At 48.4% G+C, this 20,718-nt stretch carries 18 protein-coding genes and 1 pseudogene; 9 read left to right on the forward strand and 10 right to left on the reverse strand.

Going from position 1 to position 20,718, the window contains the following annotated elements; genetic code table 11:
• Nucleotides 1-11: 11 nt before the first annotated feature.
• The 4 genes from ACTJKB_RS20225 to aroA are packed head-to-tail and all read left to right on the forward strand — an operon-like array spanning nucleotide 12 to nucleotide 4,230.
• A complete protein-coding gene (locus ACTJKB_RS20225; RefSeq protein WP_440836174.1) occupies nucleotides 12-446 on the forward strand; it encodes a hypothetical protein in 435 nt (144 codons plus the stop codon).
• A 21-nt stretch (nucleotides 447-467) separates the two neighbouring features.
• Nucleotides 468-1,646 (forward strand): glycosyltransferase family 4 protein, encoded by a 1,179-nt coding sequence (locus tag ACTJKB_RS20230; RefSeq protein ID WP_440836175.1) that lies wholly within the window; start codon nucleotides 468-470, stop codon nucleotides 1,644-1,646.
• 18 nt (nucleotides 1,647-1,664) lie between these two features.
• Entirely contained in the window at nucleotides 1,665-2,903 is a 1,239-nt protein-coding gene (locus ACTJKB_RS20235; RefSeq protein WP_440836176.1) for a Coenzyme F420 hydrogenase/dehydrogenase, beta subunit C-terminal domain, read from the forward strand.
• Nucleotides 2,860-4,230, forward strand: coding sequence for a 3-phosphoshikimate 1-carboxyvinyltransferase (aroA, locus tag ACTJKB_RS20240; RefSeq protein WP_440836177.1), 1,371 nt, complete (start codon nucleotides 2,860-2,862; stop codon nucleotides 4,228-4,230). Before ACTJKB_RS20235 ends, aroA begins: the two co-directional genes overlap by 44 nt.
• 77 nt (nucleotides 4,231-4,307) lie before the next feature.
• Here aroA and ACTJKB_RS20245 read toward each other — a convergent pair whose 3' ends face one another.
• The 5 genes from ACTJKB_RS20245 to ACTJKB_RS20265 form a co-directional block, all read right to left on the reverse strand.
• Nucleotides 4,308-5,615, reverse strand: coding sequence for a DUF5050 domain-containing protein (locus tag ACTJKB_RS20245; RefSeq protein ID WP_440836178.1), 1,308 nt, complete (start codon nucleotides 5,613-5,615; stop codon nucleotides 4,308-4,310).
• A gap of 217 nt (nucleotides 5,616-5,832) precedes the next feature.
• Nucleotides 5,833-6,885 (reverse strand): suppressor of fused domain protein, encoded by a 1,053-nt coding sequence (locus tag ACTJKB_RS20250; RefSeq protein ID WP_440836179.1) that lies wholly within the window; start codon nucleotides 6,883-6,885, stop codon nucleotides 5,833-5,835.
• Between the two features lie 67 nt (nucleotides 6,886-6,952).
• Nucleotides 6,953-8,092 carry a toxic anion resistance protein gene (locus ACTJKB_RS20255; protein ID WP_440836180.1) on the reverse strand — a complete coding sequence of 380 codons (1,140 nt, stop codon included), beginning with the start codon at nucleotides 8,090-8,092 and terminating at the stop codon, nucleotides 6,953-6,955.
• Nucleotides 8,093-8,188: 96 nt separating this feature from the next.
• Nucleotides 8,189-9,877, reverse strand: coding sequence for a VWA domain-containing protein (locus tag ACTJKB_RS20260; protein ID WP_440836181.1), 1,689 nt, complete (start codon nucleotides 9,875-9,877; stop codon nucleotides 8,189-8,191).
• Nucleotides 9,878-9,891: 14 nt separating this feature from the next.
• A complete protein-coding gene (locus ACTJKB_RS20265; RefSeq protein ID WP_440836182.1) occupies nucleotides 9,892-10,644 on the reverse strand; it encodes a hypothetical protein in 753 nt (250 codons plus the stop codon).
• Nucleotides 10,645-11,005: 361 nt separating this feature from the next.
• Between ACTJKB_RS20265 and ACTJKB_RS20270 the strand changes: the two genes are divergently transcribed.
• The 4 genes from ACTJKB_RS20270 to ACTJKB_RS20285 all read left to right on the forward strand — a co-directional run bounded on the left by ACTJKB_RS20270 (nucleotide 11,006) and on the right by ACTJKB_RS20285 (nucleotide 14,833).
• The gene (locus ACTJKB_RS20270) at nucleotides 11,006-11,968 is read left to right on the forward strand and encodes an EamA family transporter (RefSeq protein WP_440836183.1); all 963 of its coding nucleotides are present in this window, start codon (nucleotides 11,006-11,008) and stop codon (nucleotides 11,966-11,968) included.
• A gap of 203 nt (nucleotides 11,969-12,171) precedes the next feature.
• Entirely contained in the window at nucleotides 12,172-12,945 is a 774-nt protein-coding gene (locus ACTJKB_RS20275) for a hypothetical protein (RefSeq protein WP_440836184.1), read from the forward strand.
• Between the two features lie 418 nt (nucleotides 12,946-13,363).
• Nucleotides 13,364-14,098 (forward strand): LuxR C-terminal-related transcriptional regulator, encoded by a 735-nt coding sequence (locus ACTJKB_RS20280; RefSeq protein ID WP_440836185.1) that lies wholly within the window; start codon nucleotides 13,364-13,366, stop codon nucleotides 14,096-14,098.
• Between the two features lie 93 nt (nucleotides 14,099-14,191).
• On the forward strand, nucleotides 14,192-14,833 hold the full coding sequence (locus tag ACTJKB_RS20285) for a hypothetical protein (RefSeq protein ID WP_440836186.1): 642 nt from the start codon (nucleotides 14,192-14,194) through the stop codon (nucleotides 14,831-14,833).
• Nucleotides 14,834-14,885: 52 nt separating this feature from the next.
• Here ACTJKB_RS20285 and ACTJKB_RS20290 read toward each other — a convergent pair whose 3' ends face one another.
• Nucleotides 14,886-15,263 (reverse strand): PilZ domain-containing protein, encoded by a 378-nt coding sequence (locus ACTJKB_RS20290; RefSeq protein WP_440836187.1) that lies wholly within the window; start codon nucleotides 15,261-15,263, stop codon nucleotides 14,886-14,888.
• 242 nt (nucleotides 15,264-15,505) lie between these two features.
• Here ACTJKB_RS20290 and ACTJKB_RS20295 point away from each other — a divergent pair, with 242 nt between their 5' ends.
• Entirely contained in the window at nucleotides 15,506-17,095 is a 1,590-nt protein-coding gene (locus ACTJKB_RS20295) for an ABC transporter substrate-binding protein (RefSeq protein WP_440836188.1), read from the forward strand.
• A gap of 102 nt (nucleotides 17,096-17,197) precedes the next feature.
• On the opposite strand, the gene ACTJKB_RS20300 is transcribed toward ACTJKB_RS20295, so the two are convergent.
• From ACTJKB_RS20300 to ACTJKB_RS20315, 4 genes and pseudogenes are all read right to left on the reverse strand, one after another.
• Nucleotides 17,198-18,115, reverse strand: coding sequence for an MBL fold metallo-hydrolase (locus tag ACTJKB_RS20300; RefSeq protein ID WP_440836189.1), 918 nt, complete (start codon nucleotides 18,113-18,115; stop codon nucleotides 17,198-17,200).
• Nucleotides 18,116-18,130: 15 nt separating this feature from the next.
• Nucleotides 18,131-19,156: an ABC transporter substrate-binding protein gene (locus ACTJKB_RS20305; RefSeq protein ID WP_440836190.1), complete on the reverse strand. Its 1,026-nt coding sequence runs from the start codon at nucleotides 19,154-19,156 to the stop codon at nucleotides 18,131-18,133.
• A gap of 37 nt (nucleotides 19,157-19,193) precedes the next feature.
• Nucleotides 19,194-19,958 carry an ABC transporter permease gene (locus ACTJKB_RS20310; protein ID WP_440836191.1) on the reverse strand — a complete coding sequence of 255 codons (765 nt, stop codon included), beginning with the start codon at nucleotides 19,956-19,958 and terminating at the stop codon, nucleotides 19,194-19,196.
• Nucleotides 19,942-20,696: pseudogene (locus ACTJKB_RS20315) on the reverse strand (ABC transporter ATP-binding protein). Before ACTJKB_RS20315 ends, ACTJKB_RS20310 begins: the two are co-directional and overlap by 17 nt.
• Nucleotides 20,697-20,718 lie beyond the last annotated feature (22 nt).

Consider the following 20,718-nt stretch of genomic DNA (forward strand, 5'->3'; position numbering starts at 1 on the left):
AGATGCTGCGTATGGATGAGAGATTGCAGTTTGATGGAGCGCGCCTGGTCTTCCAGACTACGCTGGGCGAAGATACAAGGAGCATGATTGCCTGGCATTTTAAAAGTGGATGGCATGAGCTGCAGCAGGCTGTCCGCCTTACCGCCCTCTCTGCCGACAATAAATTTGCACAGTTTCTGTTCCCGGTGGATAGGCCGCTTGGACAAGCGCTGGACATGCAAATTCCCAGGCCGGGAAACCGCTACTATTACGCAGATTTGGGGATTATCAAAAAAGTGCAAACGTTTGTACCGATTTCGAGGTCGAATATTTTATATATTTCTGAAGACCTCATGACCGAGTCTGTGGACTGGCTCTCTTTTCAAAGAGATCATTCCTCGCCACCGCTGCTGGAGCAAAATACATGGTGGGAATTCTTCACGGGTTATTCACTTATTGCACACTGAGAGATTCGGAGGGGACAACCTATGCAATCAAGCGTATCTGTCTTAATCCTGTCCTGGGAGTATCCGCCTTTGGTGATTGGAGGGATTGCCCCTCATGTCTATGAATTATCCAGGCATTTGCAGGCTGGGCGGACGGCAGTCCATGTAGTCACCAATACCGCGCCCGGGCGGCCCGTACTGGAGGTGGAGAACGGCGTACACGTGCACCGTGTGAATTCTTATGAGAATTTGACTGACTTCGAGGATTGGGTGCTTCAATTCAATCTGGCGATTGTGGATTATGTTACAGCTCAGCTAAGCGGGAACATCAGGTTCGACCTAATTCACGCGCATGATTGGCTGGTCGGTTATGCGGCCCTTCTTCTGCGCCAGCGCCTTCACCTGCCGCTCGTTACGACGATCCATGCTACAGAGTATGGAAGAAATCAGGGATTATTCACGCCGCAGCAGCAAACGATCCATTCCATCGAACACGAACTGGTATCCTCGTCGGACAAGGTTATTGTATGCAGTCTGCACATGCAAAGCGAAGTCTGCGCCGTGCATACCCTGGACAAGCAAAGGACAGAGGTGATTCCCAACGGCATTGATCTTCGTTCACTGGAGCTCATGCCTGCCCATTCTTTCAGAAGAGAACATTATGCGCAGAATGGCGGAAAGATTGTCTTGTTCATTGGAAGGCTGGTTAAGGAAAAAGGGGTGCAGGTGCTGCTGCAAAGTATGCATGAGGTGCTTCGGGAATTCCCGCACTGTACATGTATTATCGCAGGCCGGGGCCCTATGCTGGCCGAACTTGAAGCAAGTGCGGCCGAGCTTGGTACAAGCATCCGGTTCACTGGCTTTGTGGACAGTCTGGAGAAAAGCTATCTGCTGGAGATTGCTGATGTCTGTGTATTTCCCAGTTTGTATGAGCCCTTCGGTATTGTAGCGCTTGAAGCGATGGGAAGCGGTACCCCGGTAATTGCGTCCGATATCGGTGGACTTGCTGAGATTGTGGAGCACGGGCGGACCGGGCTCATCAGCATTCCTGAAGATCCCCATATGCTTGCGGGCCGGATTCTGTATCTTCTCCGTGATCCTGAGGAGGGGGACCGGCTTGCGGAGGCAGCCCGGCGGGAAGTCCGGCTGCGGTATGACTGGCACCCTATTGCTGAGAGAACCAGAGAAGTCTATTCCGCGCTGAGCGGCGTGAGATTATGAGGAAGGCAAGGTGCTGAAATGACATCTTTTATCACCCTCAAAGAAGAGATTCTTGATCTATCGCTCTGTGCTTCCTGCGGATTATGCGCCGCAGTATGCCCTCAAGGCCTGCTGGCAATGAACGGCGATTCCGTTCCGATTCCCGTATTCCAAGGCATGGAGAGTCAAGCAGCGGACACCTGCGGAAGCTGCAATCTCTGCTCGGATGTGTGCCCGGGGTATGACACAGGTGTGATGGAGTCCGAGCGCCGCATTTTCGGCCGTAACCGATCCGAGCTTGAACGCTGGACAGGTATTTACCTGTCCACCTATCAATTATCGGCAGCGGACCCGGAGATCCTGGGCCGGGCGGCAGCCGGTGGTGCGGGGACGATCCTGGCGATCACGGCGCTGGAGGAGAACTTGGCCGACGCGGTGATTGTGGTAGGGAGAGATCAAGAACGCCCCTGGGTGCCGAAGGCATACCTTGCCGATTCGGTGGAACGGATTATCGAGTGCGCACAGACCAGCTACTGCATTACGCCGAATCTGGATCTGCTAAAGGACGGCAGATATGACAAGATAGGCATTATAGGTGTGCCGTGCCAGATTCAAGGAATCAACAAGCTGCTGAATCTCCCGGAGCATCTGCCTTCCTCTATGCTGGCAGACAAGGTAGCGTTCACAATTGAGCTGGGATGTGCTTCTAATACCTCCCTTGGCGGTACTGAACATCTGATTACAGAGATCCTCGGCATCGATTTGGCTGATGTTGTCTTTATGCGCTACCGGGAAGGGCAATATCCTGGACAATTCGTGGTCAGGACAAGGCAGGGTCAGGAATATTTTCTCCCTTTTTATAGGCTGGTGGAGGAGTTCAAGAAGTTTAAGACCTTTCGCTGCCTCGCTTGCCCGGATTGGTGGTCAGGTGTTGCCGATATCTCGGTTTCGGATGGGGACCCCAACATTTTTGATTCCAGCAAGGCCGGAGTATCCGCCAAAGCTTCATCCACGGTAATGGTGCGTACGAAGATGGGAGCTGATCTACTTGCGCTTGCACTGCGCCGGAACGCGGTGGAGCTAGTCGATTATACCTTCGAGAACAACCTTGGACTGGAGCGCAAAAGGCAGCGTTACCGCAGCTACGCGGCGAAGGGTGACCGGCGGATTCCGCTGGCTCCCGGAAGAGATATGGACTATTCGCAAATACTCTCGGATGATGAGGTGATCAGAATTGGAATTGGTACAGAACAGGGTCGAGCTACCGGCCAAGTGTGACTTGCGAATCAGAGCGAAGCGGGATGTAGGCTCTTTGGTGTTCAATTCGATTCCCGGAGACAAATCCATCTCCCAGCGGGCCATTGTCCTGAACGCTATCGCCGAAGGCAGAGGCACCGTACAGGGTGTGCTGCGTTCCCGTGACACTCAGAGCTGCATCGCTATTTTGCGCCAATTAGGTGTAACGTTTGCATGGAATGGTGATGACCTGTCTGTCTATGGGAGAGGGCTGCGGGGCTTGCAGGTACCAGAGGGCAGGCTTGAGATTGGGAATACGGCCACATCGGCCCGGCTGATCTTGTCTGTGCTGGCAGGACAGCCCTTTGCAGCGGAACTCGGCGGGAACGCACTGCTCTCGGCAAGGCCAATGGATTGGGTGGTTCAGCCACTGATGGACATGGGGGCCTCTATTGAATATCTTGGTGTGAAGGGCTGTCTGCCTTTGAGGGTTCAGGGAGCATCGCCATTGTCTCCCATAGACATGGAAGCCACCGTATTCAGCGCACAGGAAAAGTCAGCCCTGCTATTCGCGGGATTGTACGCGGAGGGGATCACACGTTATCGGCAAAGCTGCCAAAGCCGGGATCATACCGAACGCCTGATGCAGTATTTCGGCATAGATATTCAAACCGAGGGCGATGTTACTTTGCTGAAGGGAGGGAGTGCCTTTTCCGCTAAGGATGTAATTGTTCCAGGTGACCTGTCCTCAGCGGCTTTTCTGCTGGCTGCATACGCTATTCGGGGAATAGCGTGCAAAGGCAGCCTGTTGATTAAGAGGGTGGGTGTCAATCCGACCCGGAGCGGGTTCATCCACCTGCTTAGAGAGATGGGTCTTCATTTGACGCTGCAAAAGGAAGAGGAACTGATGTCCGGGGAGCCGGTTGCCGATATCCATTGTACATCCGGAACCCGCTTGTCTCCTGTTCTAGCTGAAGGCAACGAGCGAATACAGAGCTTGATTGACGAGGTTCCTTTGCTGGCTGCGGTATCGGCGTTCGCGGAAGGGGATACTGTGATTAGGAACTGCCGGGAATTAAAGGACAAGGATACTAACCGGATTCAGACGACTGCGGGGGTACTACGAGCTTTTGGTGTGGAAACCTCCTTCAGTGAAGACGAAATGGTCATTCATGGGGGGCGGCATCCATCACCTGCCATTGTTGATAGCTCTGGTGATCACCGGATCGCCATGACCGCCGCTGTTCTCGCCAGCAGTATGGATGAGCCTTCGATTATCCGCAACTGCAGCTGTATCGACGTATCCTACCCGGGTTTTGTAGAGGACCTTTCGCAGCTAGCTCATATTGATATTTTGCGTTCAGAATGATAATCTGTACTTTTTGCTGAAAAAGCCCACAGCACCGCATGATGCAGTGCTGTGGGCTTCTGTGATTTCGAGTAATATTATTTAGTGGTAATTGTATAGATTTCAGTCACAGGTCCATCTGAGAGCTTCAGCTTCGTTTTACCATCAGCGCTCATTTTATAGAGGCTCTCATTATCCTCTGCGTTATAATAGTAGATCCCTGATACATCGTTATAGATTACACTGTTATCCCAAGTCACGCCGTTCAATTTGGATAAGGATAAATCCGCTTTTACAGCATAAGCCTTGTCGCTTGCAAAAAACACGATTTGTCCGGCGGCTGTTCCATTCTTCAGGTTATAGACATCCGTCACATTGCTTAGTGCGAGTGTTTTGGTACTCGTTACTTTGCCGTTGGCTATAGTACTGATATAGCCTTTACCATTGCTGCCGACGTAGGCCAGCTTGTTTCCACCCATATCGGCAAGGCTGACAATCCCGCTTTGACTAAGCTGAAACGACTTTCCATTCTTATCTATCACAAAGCCTTTACTTTTGGAATACACGAAATTATCCTCATCGTCTACGGTAACACCTTTGTTATAGATATAATAGTCATTGGACCAAAAACCTGAATACGTCGCATTCATATCCAGCGGGCTTTTGGCATTCGCTGCTTTGGGATTTCCTCCACTAACCGGAAGGGTATACAGAACCATGGAGTTCAGAGAATAATATGTCTCTGCAGGTTTGGTATCTACCATGATAGAAGTTCCAGTCGGACCTGAATGGATATAGGTAGAAGAGATGATGGCCCCTTGAGCGATATATTGAACATTTCCACTGCCGTCCCGGGACTTCGAGGCTGCCCAGGTGTTTGATCCGTTCTTCAATACATTGTAGAAAATGCGCCCATTCTCGACGGAGAATCCTGGGAATTCCGTGTCTGCGTTATTCGCAATTTGCTTGATCTGGCTGTCATCAGCCGCATCAGCCAACGAACGGTAGATCACGCCATTATCATCCATGAAATAGAGGAAATCACCCTCGATCTGGTAATATAAAATATCCTTATCGCCGGCAAAGTTGCTGATCAGCGCACCTGGTTCGGTCAGAGACAAGCGCTGTAGCTTGCTAGTATCCTCATTATCAAAGAAATACAAATACTTGCTTGTTGCGTCTAGATAGGATCCCTCGAAATACTCAGAGATCATTTGAGCACTACCCCCGGCAGTGGGTACACGATATAATGATTCATCTTCTGAGCTATAATACACATACCCATTATCCACAGCCGCTGCTGAAGCGTGTGGAGTCAGCTTCCCTACCCCTAAGGCAGAGCTGATCAATACACCTGCAAGCAGGATGCACCCTAATCTTTTAGTTAACCTCTGAATCTTCTTCATTTGACGACTCCTCTTTAGATGAAATGGTATGAGTATAAAACTATACCTTACTAAGATATCGGATTAAACAGAGGAAAATATATGAAGCAAAAGAACCATTATTATTCTCTCGAATCATGAATTGAATGAATTTGGTAAGGGCTAAATGGCATGCATAAATGTGCAAACAAGGAAAACCCCCATAAACAAGAGGAACGGCCTATGGGGTTGTGAGTGATTATCCAATGGTTTTCACAACAGTTCCTTCATTGTCGGTGATATGAGTGGGTACGATCCGCACTGCAAACTCCGGCCAGTCTGAGAGATGATACAGTCCCGCTACCGGACGGAGAATTTCTGATATGGCTTCTGAGGCAGCCTCATCCAGCTTAAGAACTACGTTTTCTTTATGAATTTCGATGCTGCGAGCGCGACCTGTCTCGAAGCTGACTGTAACCTCTGGACCAGCCAAAGTTAAGGTTCGTCCTTTTAGAAGTCTGCCACGCAGCAGCTTGCCTACGATCTCAGCCTGCTTGGCTCCCAGCTGCAGAGTCTGGATGGAATCGTCTTTCAGGTTCTCCCAAGCTAACTGATCGACGTAAAGTGCACCAGTATTGGAGCCTTCGCGTTCACTGCCCATTCTTACGGCTTCGGCGATTGCAGGGAGTCTCAGGAGTGAATCCCGCTGTAGATCAGTCATATATAGCGGGATGTGCTCAGACATTTCCAACAAAACGCCCAGAGTATTCCAGACCTGCATTGCCAACAGTTCATCATTAGTGATGCCCACCAGTTGGAGGAATTCCACCCGGCCATTTGGGGTGTCTATCGCCGGAAGCAGGGGGTCTGTAATAAAAGCCAATGCTGTCAGTACCGTATCCGCCTCAAGGGCAATCGGGCCGTTTGCATCCATATAATCCCCGGAGCGGAACACATTCCCGCTGTTAAACACATAACGGCCCAGATTCTGCAGCAGGTTCAATGCCCAAGCCGGAGGCTCATCTTCTACAGCGGATTTGAATAGCCGGAAGGTCAATTCGAAGCCATATCCGCTGCAGTCTGGATCTTCCGTTTCTTTTTCATACAACTCCGAAAATCCATAGGTTACAAAATGCCAATGTGGCAGGGGTTCACGCACTTCGTATACACTGATTCCATTCAGCGGATCTGGTCCACCAAGCATGTAGGGTATGGCGGTTCCGTAATGCTTCTGCTCCTGTTCTCCATAGAGCTGCTCCAGTGCTTCATCTATGGCTTCCCAGCCATCTGCGTTCAATTCTTCTTCGCTCATATGTTTTCCCTCCCAGAATGTGGTCGGGAACTAGTTTATCATGATAGATTGGCAGACTCAAATCGGCTTATAGCCCGAGCGAATTGCCCCTCTCCAGACGCTGGATCTGCTGCTCGCCATTGTCGGCCAATTCGCGGAACTGATTGATGGTCTCGCGCATTCTCGGCAGTGCCTCCTGCTTGTAGGTACTGATGGAATCCAGGGCGGACAACACGTCGGTAAAGGCCTGCTTCAGCGTGTCCGGAGAGATGGTAGTTTCCATCGATTGTTTTTGAATCGCTGCACCTTGCTCTTTAAGCATTTTTGAGGTGCCGCTGATCAGATTGTCTGTCGTTTGATTCAGCAGCTCGATTTTTTTAAGTACAATTTTTTGATTATACAGTGCGCTTGCGACAGTGACGGAGATTTTGAGTGCAGATACGGTTACGTTTCTGGCTCTGTCAACGCCCCGGATCAGTTCTTTATTATTTCTGATCACTACTTCGATAGCCATGATGCCTTGTTGATTGACTACCTGCATCTGCTGCAGATCCATGACCCGCTGACGGAGAGGGAAGAGGACTTCTTCGGTAATGAATCTGATTTTGTCCCCGGACTCACTGCGCACCTTGGCAGCTTCAATCTGATGCTCGATTTCCTGGTCCATCAGCATGCCGAGCTGAATTTCCTTCTGCAGCTTTTTGGTGAGCTCCCGCAGGGTCTGCTGTTCGATCTCAAGGGTGGTGTTGTCGTTCTTCAAAATGGATTTGCCTTTATCCAGGGACAGGATGATATCGGAAATGACAGCGTCTGCTTTCTGGTACTTAGCGAAATACGTGCGCAGGGGATTGAAGAATTTGCCCAGAATCCCGTTTTTAGCAAAATCGACGGCACCCGGATCCAGATCCTTCAACTGCAAATGGAGCTCCGTTAATCCCTTGGCGACCTGGCCGCCTTCATCGCCTGTTTTGGACAGATTGCCTACGGACACCTGAAGCAGGGAGTTTTTATCGGAAGAGGATCGCATAGTATTCATTCCGAACATGTCGATTGATTGCAGCACGGACCTGCGTTTTTCCAGAGAGTCTATATCCAGGTCCAGAATACTTGCTACATTGCTCGCGGCCAGCTCCTTCAGCTGCGAAACCTCTGCAGGCTCCGGCTGAACTTGTTCTTCAATAACCGCTTTGAGCGTTTCCGTACTAGGGATTTCCATGGTAAATGACATAACAAGCCCCCTAAAAGTTTTATGAAGCTGTACTTCTTCGACTGTTGCACGCAATAATACTCGCTTTGTAAGCATATGCCCGGGTGGTAGACTGAGCTACATTTGTACGTTGAGCAGATTGCCGATTTTGTACACAACATCATCCGTATCCGCATTGATATTTGCTGCCTCATTAAGGCTGGAAATGCTCTCCAGTGCCTTGATGTTCGCATTGTAGCCTATAGTGTAAACCGGGATTTTATAAGTCTCGATTAAGCCTCTTATCTCATCCAGTGAATGCCCTTCATTCGTTTCACCGTCACTGAGGACGAAGATCACCGGCTTAACATCGGGATTCAAGGCAATTTGGTCCTGAAGCATTTTCATGGCTACAATGATTCCGTCGAACGTAGCGGTGCCCCCGGTAGCCTGCAGGCTGTTAATGGCCCCTACGAACATGGACTGCTGATTGGTGTCATATCTGGCAATGGGCAGATTAATGGTCACTTCACTGGAGTAGGAAACAAAGCCGATACTGTTGTCTTTACCCAGGAATTTCTGTCCTTTGAGCAGCGATTCCTTCAGATGATTGAGAGGTTCCCCGGCCATGCTTCCCGACACATCAGCAACAAATACAGCTGCAATCGGTTTGCTGCCATCCTTTTTCTCCTTCCAGAGCTTCTGGGCAGAAGAGAGGAGGCTACCATCAAAAGGGGCAAGTTCGGAGACGTATTCATTCAGGCCGTTGAAGCCTTTGTCTGAAGCCAGCTGTTGATATTGGTCCTGCTCAGTGAATTCGGCAAATTTCTTGACAATGTCCAGTTTCTCCTTGGATAAATTCCCAAGCGCGTAGAGCGGACTGTCGTGACGCACTCCAAACGGAGTGAAGACATAGCCACTCTTAAGATCAGGTGCATTGACATAGGTTTGATACTCCAGAACAAAAGCATCCAGTGCCCCTGTTTTAGCCGCATCACGCATTTGCAGCGTGGTCGAGGCGATGAACGGAACATTGGCTTGGAACCGCTCAAAGCCCTGCACTGCCTTATCACTTAGCAGATCAGTGCTGTCAAAAGTGCTGAGAGCGGTCACCAGGAAGTTCAGTCCGGTGGAGCTGGCGAACGGATCGGTGTAGCCCATCGACAGCTCATTCGCTGCGATAGCATCCGTTATGGTTTTGACATTCAGCGAGCCGTACTTGCCTACCAGTTCGTCATATTTTTTCTTGTTGGTTACCACGCCCGCCACATTGCCGGTTATACGTTTCGAGATAAGCACGGTAGGGGTTCCGTTTGCTTTGACCATCTCGCCCCATAGCTCGTTGGAGGGGGTAAAAGCATCCGGAATATACTTGCCGGACCGTATATAGTCAGTGGCCGTGCCTGAGGCGATATTACGGATCTTCACAGAAGCCTGCTTGCCGCCGATCATGATCTTCGCATCATTAAAGGCAGTGGCTACTTCATTCAGCCAGCCGTCATTTCCTGTCCCTGATTTCTCGGTGGAAGAGAAGATTTCCACGAAGCTGTCCGTTGTATTTTCTACGGAGATAGGGAATTTGGAGATGTCGGGCAGGGATTCGCCGATATCTGCGGGGGCCAGGTTGATTTGCCCCTTTACGGTTTCTGCGACTGTCACATTTATATTGCTGTATAGTTTGTTCAGCTTTTTACCTGCGTCTTCCGCCGAGATCTCCTTATCGGATTTGCCTAAATTTGCGGTCAGTGTGATTCCGAAATAGACCAGAGTAAATACGCATGCTGCAATCACTGCGAGTATGATCCCTTTTTTGCCTTTCCCGGCCATGTGCATCTCCCTTTCTAATTCTGATAGAGCTTGGTCTGCCCGATCAGGGCGTTAAGCTCTTTCATGCAAGGCATTTCATCAACTGCTCTGTAGTCCGTATGATCCAGCAGTGAAATTTCCAGCAGCAGCTGATCCAGCTTAAGCAGAATCTCCTCATTCGCCCCCAAATAGCCAGTCACGTGGGCAAAATATTCGTTATACAGCTCGTTTTTTTTCTGTACCAGCGTATCGGAGAAGGGCTTCGGCTTTTGCCGGCTGGTGAACAGGGTGAATTCCGAGGCATCGAACACACTGAGCTTGTTCAGAATCCCCCGCACATTCAGGTACAATAGCTTTTCAACCTCAACAATGACGGACTGGAACTTTCGGAAGCTTAATTCTGTGGGCTCAAACCGCTCCCCTAATAGATTCATCAAGGTAGATTTCTTTTTGTCGATCCGCTCCAATTGCTCAAGGGCAAGCAGAACATCGTTTTTTAGCGCCTTCACATTCCGATAGCGGCTCAACCCAGCGATGTAGTCTTCCCGGGTTTCCAAATTGCGTACAGAGGGAGTGGCCGGAGTTTTGAAGAGGAGGGTATAGCTCCCGTACAGCACGACAAGCAAACTAATGAATAACAGGGTAACGCCTGAAGCGGTCTCAAGCGTACTTCCGCCAACAATTTGAAGACCAAGCAGTCCAGGAGAAAGTACGGCTATATTCGACAGCGCAATTCCGGCAATGAGTCCTAACAGCTTGACGGGTCCAGAACGATTCAGAATGTACACCTCCTCTGCAGGTATATTTTTACAAGACGCCTTTGGATCCATTTTATCAGAGAAAAGAAGGTTTAGCTCCAATATATTACCAAATGAAGCCTCAGTCATTTTAATCCTCAAATTTTAAGAATTAAGGGTTGACATCAACTTACTTGCCATGTAACATATGAACAGTCGTCATACGTATAATTACATACTGTTCTCGTATAACCTCGCAGCCTTATTGGCATCAACAGGGCAAGGGTTTCTACAGGAAGCCTACTCTTCCTAACTACGATGGCAAGGATCATGCTCTTATGGTCCTCGTCCCCGGAGTTAGGTTTATTTGCGTATTGCGGCCGATTTAATAGATTCAGGAGGCATAAATGAAATGAAAGATTTGAAATATTTGTTATCGGTATTAATTGGGGCCATGAGCTACGGGATTTTATCCACGATCGTCGTATTGGCTTACGGAGAGGGTTACCAGCTTGGGGAAGTTGTTGGTACGCAGCTGCTGACCGGCTGCATTCTTGCCTGGCTGCTGGCATTATATACAAAGGTTAGACAGACTCGCAAACAACGCAGCCAAGGCATCCAGCCAGCTGCAGCACGGCAGGTATCACCTGCTCTTACCTGGAAGCAGCGGCTGCTGCTCATGATGGCTGGTGCGCCTACCGTGGTAACAGGATTAGTCTATTACCAGTCACTGCGCTATATTCCAGCTTCGCTGGCCATCATCCTGCTGTTCCAGTTCACCTGGATCAGTGTACTGATCCAGGCTGTCAGCAAGCGCCAGCGGCCCGACAAGGTAACCCTGTTGACGCTGTTGCTCCTCTTCGGCGGAACGCTCCTTGCAGCAGGAATTATGGATCAGGGTTCAGCGCATTTCAATGCTCTTGGGCTTACTCTTGGCCTGTTGTCAGCTGTAAGTTATTCCATGTTCATCATTTTCAGCGGCAAAGCGGTTCCCTCTGCACATCCGGCGTACCGGAGCGCATGGATGGTTACCGGAGGGTTACTGCTATTGTGCGTTATTTTCCCGCCGTACTTCCTTTTCAACGGACTTTTGTGGGGACAGCTACTGCTGTTTGGATTTTTATTGGGTTTGTTCGGTGCCTTTATTCCGCCGGTATTATTTGCGATTGGTGTTCCGCATATCGGGGGCGGCATGGCTGGCATTCTTGGTGCTGCCGAGCTTCCGGTTGCTGTATTGCTCTCCTCATTCGTGCTGCATGAGCAGGTAAGCGGACTGCAGTGGACAGGGGTTGTCCTGGTGCTCCTGGGGGTTGTGCTCCCTGAGCTGTACAAGCTGCGGTGGGGGATGGCCGACACGAGAGCTTCACAGGTCTAGCTACCTGCCGTCTAGATAAACCGCATGAACAGCGCGTACCGGGATCAGACGGTACGCGCTTTTTTTTTGTTAAATTCTAATTGAATGAACTCACACAGATTTCAGCACGCGCCCATCTTGTTCCCGATATTTCTTGAGTGAAACTAATAGTTGATGAATGGATCATGGAAATGAGAGGATGGAGATAACGGGGGGAAGTACATATGAATGGTGAGTTACATCAGATGTTATTAATCACAGCGCTTGGAAATGGGAATTTGATGAGTGGTACGGATGCCTCCAATACTGAATTGGAGCATACTGAATTCATAGAAGTGCGATTCATAGAGGAAGGAGGAGGGAAGGTCTGGAACTGGCCCGAATGGCTTGCAGAGCTGAAGAATAATGGATGCCAGCGGCTCATGTTAAACGGTATGGCTCCGGCAACTTCCTTGAGCGCGAGTGTTATTAACAGCATGCCCAATGGAGTGACCTCCCTTGGAATAACAGGTGAATCCTTGTGGAAGGCTGATTGGCGTATGGATCAGTACGGCTCACGGACAAAGTGGAAAGTTACCTATACTGAACAGAAGCTTAACGATGGACAGAAGGGTTATCGCGAGTTCCTTCCTTTATCTGTTTTATCAGAGAAGCTGGAAGCGGTGCTATGGCAGATTGGAGACCTGGCCAATGCGATAGAAGAGAGTTTCTGGATGGACCATTTCTTTGAGCCTGCTAAGAGTGTTCTGAACGGAACAGGTACTGCTGCGCAGCTGTCTTTTCACTTACCGGATATTTATAAGGACCAAGCGCGAGCACTGCTGAATGCAGTCTACAAAGCCTGGGTATTCGGTGGTATGGGTTCCTGGAATGACAGTCCTCCGTATTCTGCTTATCAGCATGACCGGGAGCAGGAGTTCAATGCCCTATCGGCCCGGTTATACGAAACGCTGGTACAATGTGCGCGGGGAGCCGTGAATTCTGTGGTACTGCTCTGAACCTTAGCGGGATTTAAAACCCATGCGTCGATAATTGTAGAAAGTTTTCTGGGTACAAGGAAGTAGGGGGTAAATGTAGTGACTCCTCTGCTCCTGAAGAACAAAGAGGTGAAGAATCATTTTAACCCGTTCTTGAACGGAGTACCGAAAAAATAGTATAAAAGTAACAGCTACCGAATTATTGAAGATTTCAAGAACTATTCGTATGTGTTTATTGACCCGGCATATAGGGTGAAAATCCCATTTATAGATGAGATAACTCTGATAATTTAGCTTAATGTGCCAAAAGTCTTATATTCAAAGATTCAGAAGTATAGATCTTTATTTTGTAAAATTCAATTTTCCCTTCACTTATTCCGATAAGTATAAAGGATTCTCCAGATTCTGGATGGTCTTAAGTGGAAGGAGAAATGTAGGAATGATTACATCCATCGATACATCTGGCCGGCTTGAAAAGGAAGACTACTTGTCATCGAATACGCAGCAATATAACCGAAATAATCCCCCCGATCAACTGCTAATTGAAGTTTTTCAGCACTGCATCTTTAATATTAAGGATCATCTAACCGGTACATATTTATTTCTGCTTACGGATAAGGAGGGAGTTCTGCTCGCGATGGATTACAGTCGTAATCTGGAGAGTGTAGTAAGCAAATCTCCTATCCATTTAGGAATGTTTTTTACTGAAAAATGCTGTGGGGTCAATGCGATATCAGAGGCCATAGCACAGGGTTGTCCCGTGTATTTACCACCTGAGGATCATGAAAGTCCCTTTTTTAAGAATTGGCATTGCTTTTCGGTCCCTTTAAATGTCGGTCATGAAATTATTGGTTATCTGGATGTCTCAACGATTAATGCCGCTATGAAAAGCGAACTGATCGCGATTGCCAAGCTGATTCCGGCAGATATGCTGATCAGTTACCAGGTACAGCTTGCAAGCCAAGCCGCTGGCCAGCTTCCGGCACAACTGAGTGAACGTCAATTAAAAGTACTCAAGCTCATTTCTCAAGGACTAACAGGTAAAGCAATTGCCTCAAAATTAAAGATAAAAGAATGTACAGTGAATCACCATAAGAAAATTATTTTTGATAAGTTGGGGGTCCAATCCAGCTCGGAGGCTGTTTCTGTCGCGACGCGGATGTTATTGTTTTAGCCATGACCTATAGTTTTATATAGGTGGTAATGATGACATTACATGTTAAACTTTTCTGGTGTACAAAAAAGAGAGAAACATCAGGAGGGTATTATGAAGAAAAAAGTTGGATTATTATCAATGGTGATGGTGTTAATGCTGATGGTGGTTACAGCATGCGGAGGAAAAGACAAGGAAGTTAGCTTAGGTGTGACTGAAAGTGGTACATACACAAATGACTATTTCGGATTGTCCCTTAACTTTCCCAAAGAGTGGGTCTTCCAGAACGCAGACCAGATGATGAAGCTTATGGAAGCCGGTCAGGAAGTTGTTGCCGGTGGTAATGAAGCCAAGAATAAAATGCTTGATCTGGCAAAGACCAAAACGCTGAATCTGCTGATGGCTTCGGAATTTCCATTAGACTCAGGTAAAAGCGGGCCTTCCGCTATCGCAGTTGCCGAGAAAGTAAGTATGCTCCAAGGCATTAAGACTGGGAAGGACTATCTGGAATCTTCAAAAAAATTGATGACGGACAGCAAACTTCCGTATGAATTTGAAGACATCAAGACTGTTAAAGTCGGCGGAAAAGATATGGACCTGATGAAGGCTTCCATTAATAATGGAGCTGCAGTAGTCACACAAGAGTATTACAGCACCATTATTGACGGTTATGCATTTAACCTCATTCTTTCCTACGTAGATGAGAAGTCAAAGGCTGAAACGGATAAAATTTTGGAATCTGTATCGTTTAAATAAGTTTACAAAAAAGGAGCACTCCCTTACGGGGAATGCTCCTTTTTTGTTTCTATCAACGAACCAAAATTTTACCTTCACCAGCCAGTGTGCGCAGCATTTTTGGCAGGCGATCCTTGTCAGTTTCAGGGATGTCCAATTGAATACCATAGTGGAAGGTGTCAGATTCCTCTTTATACCATTTCAATGTTCCTTCTAAGTACATAGATTCAGAGGAGAGGGCCATCTCCATGCCTACACGTACCAGGTTACCGTCCGGATTGACATTCAAAGGAATCGACAATCGGCATCCCGAACGGCTGATGTCATACAGTACGGCACTTACAGGTTTAGGCGGAACCGGAATTCCATTAATGGTAAGAATATGTAGATCAAATGTAGCAGGTTCTTTTAGAGTGTAGCGAAAGGGTTCAGTTCTGCGGTTACTGTTCATATACTCCTCCATACTTTTCCATGTGTATTCTAAATTTATCGACATAGAAGCAGGATTAGTGAAGAGCTAGGAGCTTGTTCACCCCAGTAGAATTCGTAATAGTGTTGTTGGTTTTAAGCCTTCAGACGAGAAGTCGTTGCAAAAGTATGTATAATCGTTGACGGCCTGCATTCTACGGAGAGAAACTTTTCTTTATACTGTGTATGTAAACGATTACAAATACCGATGGGGGGCATAATCTGTTGAATAAAAAAAGAGGAATGACACTGCTGTCCGGAGTGATAATGTTGTCGCTGCTAAGTGCATGTGGGAACAATAATGGTAACGGCGGAGGGAACGCGGCGGAGCCGCAAGCTTCAGCAGCCGCAACTCAGGCGGCGGGAGACAATACGAAAGCTGCTGGAGATTCCAGCACAGTGGATACCTCCCAGCCTGTCGCACTGAAAATGATCTTTGTGGGGCCTAAGCCGGTCGACTACGATACGGTATTCGGGGAGATTAACAAGAAATTGAAGGAGAAAATCAACGCTACTGTAGAAGGCGAGTTCTTGGACTGGTCGGACTGGGCGCAGAAATATCCGCTTAAGCTTGCGGCCAACGAGGATTTTGACCTCATTTACGCAGCGAACTGGGCAGGCTACAACGATCAGTCACTCAAAGGCGGATTCCTGGAACTGACTGACGAGATGCTGCAGAAGTACACTCCGATGACTTGGAAAGCGATGCCGGAGGTAAGCTGGGGTCAGGCGAAGGTGAATGGCAAGCTCTATATGGTGCCTCAGAACCGCGGGGAAACGGTCGAGAAGCTAATTCTATACCGGGAGGACCTTCGCAAGAAATACAACCTGCCGGAGATCAATAGCCCGGAAGCCTATGCTAACTACCTCAAGACCATCGCTGAGAAGGAGAAGGGTGTCACTCCGTTCGTACCGGAGACCGGGGACTGGAAGCTTCATAATCTGGACCGGGTGCTCTTGAAACAGCAAAACGAATGGAATATGCTTGACTTTGATCTGCCGATTGGCTTCAAGCTTGACGATCCTACTGGTAAAGTGTTCAATGTATACGAAACGCCGGAATTCAAAGACCTGATCTACTATTATAAAGATCTGGCCGATAACAACGCCTGGTCGAAGAGTGCATTGAACAGCAAGCTCGATCACCAGCAGGAGTTCCGGGCTGGCAAGACGGCGTCGATTACACACAATCTGGGTACACTTGGCGCTTTGATGACCGATATGCGGGAAAAGAAGTCGCCTTATGAATTGGCGCTGGCTGACGTTACCCCGGACAAGAAAAAATCGGTAGCTGTCTCTACACAGAACGGGATCGCCATTCACGCGACCTCCAAGAATCCCGAACGGGCACTGATGATGGTTGATTTGCTGCAGAACGACAAGGAACTGCATGATCTGATCATGAACGGTATCCCATCTGTTCATTACAATCCGGTCGGAGATGATAAGTACACGAACGCTGAAAAGAACGCCAACTATACCGGCTTTTCCAACTGGGGCTTTAACTCGCCGCTGAACCGGGACAACGCTTCCTTCCCGGAAGAAGCGAACGCGTTAACCGACAAATGGGAAGGGGAGGTTTACCACTATCCACTGGAAACCTTCGCGTTTAATAACAGCAATGTAAAAACAGAAGTTGCTAACGTCGGCAATGTGATGCTCCAATACGGCATTCCGCTGGAGTATGGAACAGTGAAGGATGTAGACAAGGGGCTGGCCACTCTTCAAAAGCAGGTAAAGGCTGCTGGAATTGACAAAATAATTGCGGAAGTACAGCGTCAGATCGATGAATTTTTGGCCAAATCGGGACAATAATTTTGTCAGGACGAAGTAAGCCGTTCCCGTCTATTCTAATACTGAAAGAACAAAGAGCCCGCGTAGTCAGCGGGCTCTTTGTTCTATATATTTCCCCTCTCCTTACAATTCAAACTCCATTAAATCACGGCCCATGGTGATGGGACCTTTATAGATCTCCTGCATGCCTATACTATACTCAGCTTCAGCTTCTGCCGTTTCTGCCGGCGCGGGGATGTGATGGGTGAGCACGAGATGCTTAACCCCAGCCTGTCGGGCCATTTCAGCTACTTCGTGTGTAGTGGAGTGATATTTGGCAGGGTTGGACAGGGAGGCAGCTTGATCCGGGAATTTTTCAATCAAGGCATCCAGCCATTTCTTGTTATAGGATTCATGGATTAGTAGATCCACTCCCCGGCTATATTTAACCATGTTGTCAACGGGAATGGTGTCACCGGAAATGACCACCGCCTTCCCGTTATATTCAAACTTATAGGCGATCGCCGGATAGACGGGTCTATGATCGACTTCAAAGGCAGTAATCTTAATGCCCTTCTGCTCATAAATAATACCTTCGTTACTTTCAAAATAATTAATATTAGCACCTTCGTCAGCGGAGAGGTTATAGTTAATTCGCAAATTGACATCAAAATCGAACGCCAAACGCATTTTGCCGATAATCTCTTGGGTGGTGGCAGGTCCATAAACATTCATTGGTGTTGAACGCCCCGGAAATACCTGATGGGCATTGACATGGGTGCGCCAGCTGGAGATGAATACGTCGAAGAATCCCGAGTTATGATCACTGTGATGGTGGGTGAAGAAAATGTCTGAAATCCGCTGCGGCATGACACCCGCCTTAAGTAGCTGATCTACAGTAGCACCCCCGCAATCCACCAAGAAGGTATGATCTCCGGCTAGAACGACAACCCCTGCTTTGGCCCGGCCCTGAAAAGCCCGTGGTGTGCCTGTGCCGAGTAAAATAACTTTTAGGTTTTCATGAAAGCTTGGTAATTGTCTGCTCTGATCTTGTATTTGCATGTAGGTTGTACCTCCTTATCTGTCCTTTTTCACTTCATCCAATAGCGATAAATCGATAAACTTGCTTAAGTCGAGCTTATCCTCTGTAATATCCTTGATATACCCGGCGTCAAAAGACACCTTAGCCATGCTCTCGATGACCTCCAGATGAACCTCATCCGTTAGATTCAGATGCTCTATGGCCCCTTTAATTAATTTAACATCCATGCCTTTACCGCTGAGCTCCTTGAGTTCTGCGCTGATTAATTCATAGGCCTCTTCAGGATGTGATTTGATAAAGTCAATTCCGTCCAGATTGGCCTCTATCGCTTTTTTGGCCAGATCACGATGCTTTTGAAGGAATTTGTCGCTGGCCACTAGCAGGGTTAAAGGATAGTTGCCGTTATTGGGCGGGATTTTGTCCCAATCGACCAAGACCTCGCCAGTGCCTTCCTCAACCAGCTGTATTCCCCAAGGTTCTGGAATTAAGGTAGCATCGATTTCTTTTTGACGCATGGCGACCAAAGTGTCTGCCGGAGCACGGGTGATAATCTGTACGCCTGAGGTATCCGTCGTTACCTTCAAGCCTTCCTGTTTTAAAAGCAATCGCAACGAGATTTCATTGGTGCTGCCTTTGGTGGGAACAGCTACGGTTTTGCCCACTAAGTCCTTCACGGAATGGATGCCGGCATCTTTGCGGGCAATGAAGACCGCACCTCCATTATTCGAACCGGAAATGATCCGAAAGTTCTCACTCTTCAGAAATTGGTTGATGGCTGGACCTGGACCCACAAAGCCCAGATCAATCTGGTGAGTTGCGATGGCGGTGGAGAAGTCGGAGCCGTTGTCAAAGGCCGTGACTTCAATCTTAACATTAGCCCCGAAGGCATCCTGAAAATAACCGTTCTTCAAGGCGATAAATCCCGGGGCATGGGTCACATTTTTTAAAAGCCCAATATGTACCGTCAGATTATCTGTTGCTGAAGTGTTCCCGCCATTATTTCCGCAAGCTGAAAGGACCAGAGTGAATACTAGTAACAAGACGATCGTTAATTTTCTCATGATTGTTCCCCTTTACCTTGGAGTGGATGATTTCAACTTATCTTTTGGCTGAATCTAAGCCGTAGCGGAGCATAATGCGATCCTCCAGTCTTTTGAAGCACAAATGATCCGACAGGGTGCCGATCACGGCGATGATAATGACAACACACAGGATGGTTGCTGTATCGCCAATGCTGCGGCTGTCCTGCAGTGTCTGGCCCAGTCCCAGTCCTCTCGCAATAAGCTCACCAGCGGTAAGTGCGCGCCAGGCAAATGCCCAAGCTACACGAACCCCGGTGATGAGATGAGGAAATGCTGCGGGAAGCATCACTTGAAAAAACATCCGAAACCCGCTGCCCGTCCCCATCATCCGCGCCGCTCTTAAATGGATGGTGGAGATATTCATAATGCCGGTTCGGCTAGCCATAGACATGGTCCAGGTGGCGCCGATGGTGGTGATGAAAATGACGGAGGTATCGTTAAGTCCGAACCAGATGATGGCGAAAGGCAGCCAGGCAATACTGGGAACGGTCTGCAGCGCAACGACCAGGAACCCAAAGGTTTCATCAAAATAACGAAAACGGGCGAACAAGAATCCCAGCAGTGTACCGATTCCAATCGCAAGCACAAACGAAATTAATAAGCGGCGAAGACTGGAAAGGGTGGCCTCCAGCAAATTCCCCTTCGTAAATCCATCATAAAAAGCTTGATAGGTCTGTATTGGAGAGGGGAATTTCCAGCCCCATTGAAACATCCGATAACCCAGCTCCCACGCAATCACTAGGATAATCAGAAATACTATTCTTCTAAATGCTGTATTCATGATCGATCTCCCCTTGGACGATCTTTTCCAGTTCATCTGTCAGAACTGCCAGAATTTTAGTCTCGAGAGAATGGATCAAGGGATCCTCCAGCGCATGTGGGCGGGCGGCCTGAACGGAGAACTCCTGTTGAATCCGGCCCGGCTGTGTAGACATAACTAGCACACGTTCAGACAGAAGTATAGCCTCGCGAATATTGTGAGTGATAAACAAGATGGTTTTCCGCGTTTTCTGCCATATCTCCTCCAGATCCTTTTGCAAAATATAGCGGGTCTGCTCATCTAAGGCGGCAAAGGGCTCATCCATTAATAAAATCTCCGGGTCCATGACCAGCGCTCTGGCGATGGCAACCCGTTGCTTCATCCCGCCGGAGAGCTCATGAGGATAACGTTCCACGAACTTACTTAAATGCACGGCTTTATCTGCTCATAGGCGAGCTCATAACGGGCTTTTTTGGATATGCCCCGCTGCTTTAATCCAAAGGCAACATTGTCGAGTACAGTTAACCAGGGAAATAGTCCATGCTCTTGAAAGACGACAACGCGGTCCGGGCCAGGAGACTTAATGCTCTGCCCGTTGACGGAAATTGAACCCTCATACGATGTTTCAAACCCGGCTATCAGATTTAATAAGGTGGATTTTCCGCAGCCGGAGGGACCCAGCAAGGATACAAATTGCCCGCGTTCCACATGGAAGGATACCTGATCCAGTACTGTGTAGGGTTCTCCTTTCCGCTGCATGAACACTTTGCTGACATTGTTG

It is taken from the genome of Paenibacillus sp. 22594 (genome assembly GCF_052044425.1).
Lineage (GTDB): Bacteria > Bacillota > Bacilli > Paenibacillales > Paenibacillaceae > Paenibacillus_AQ.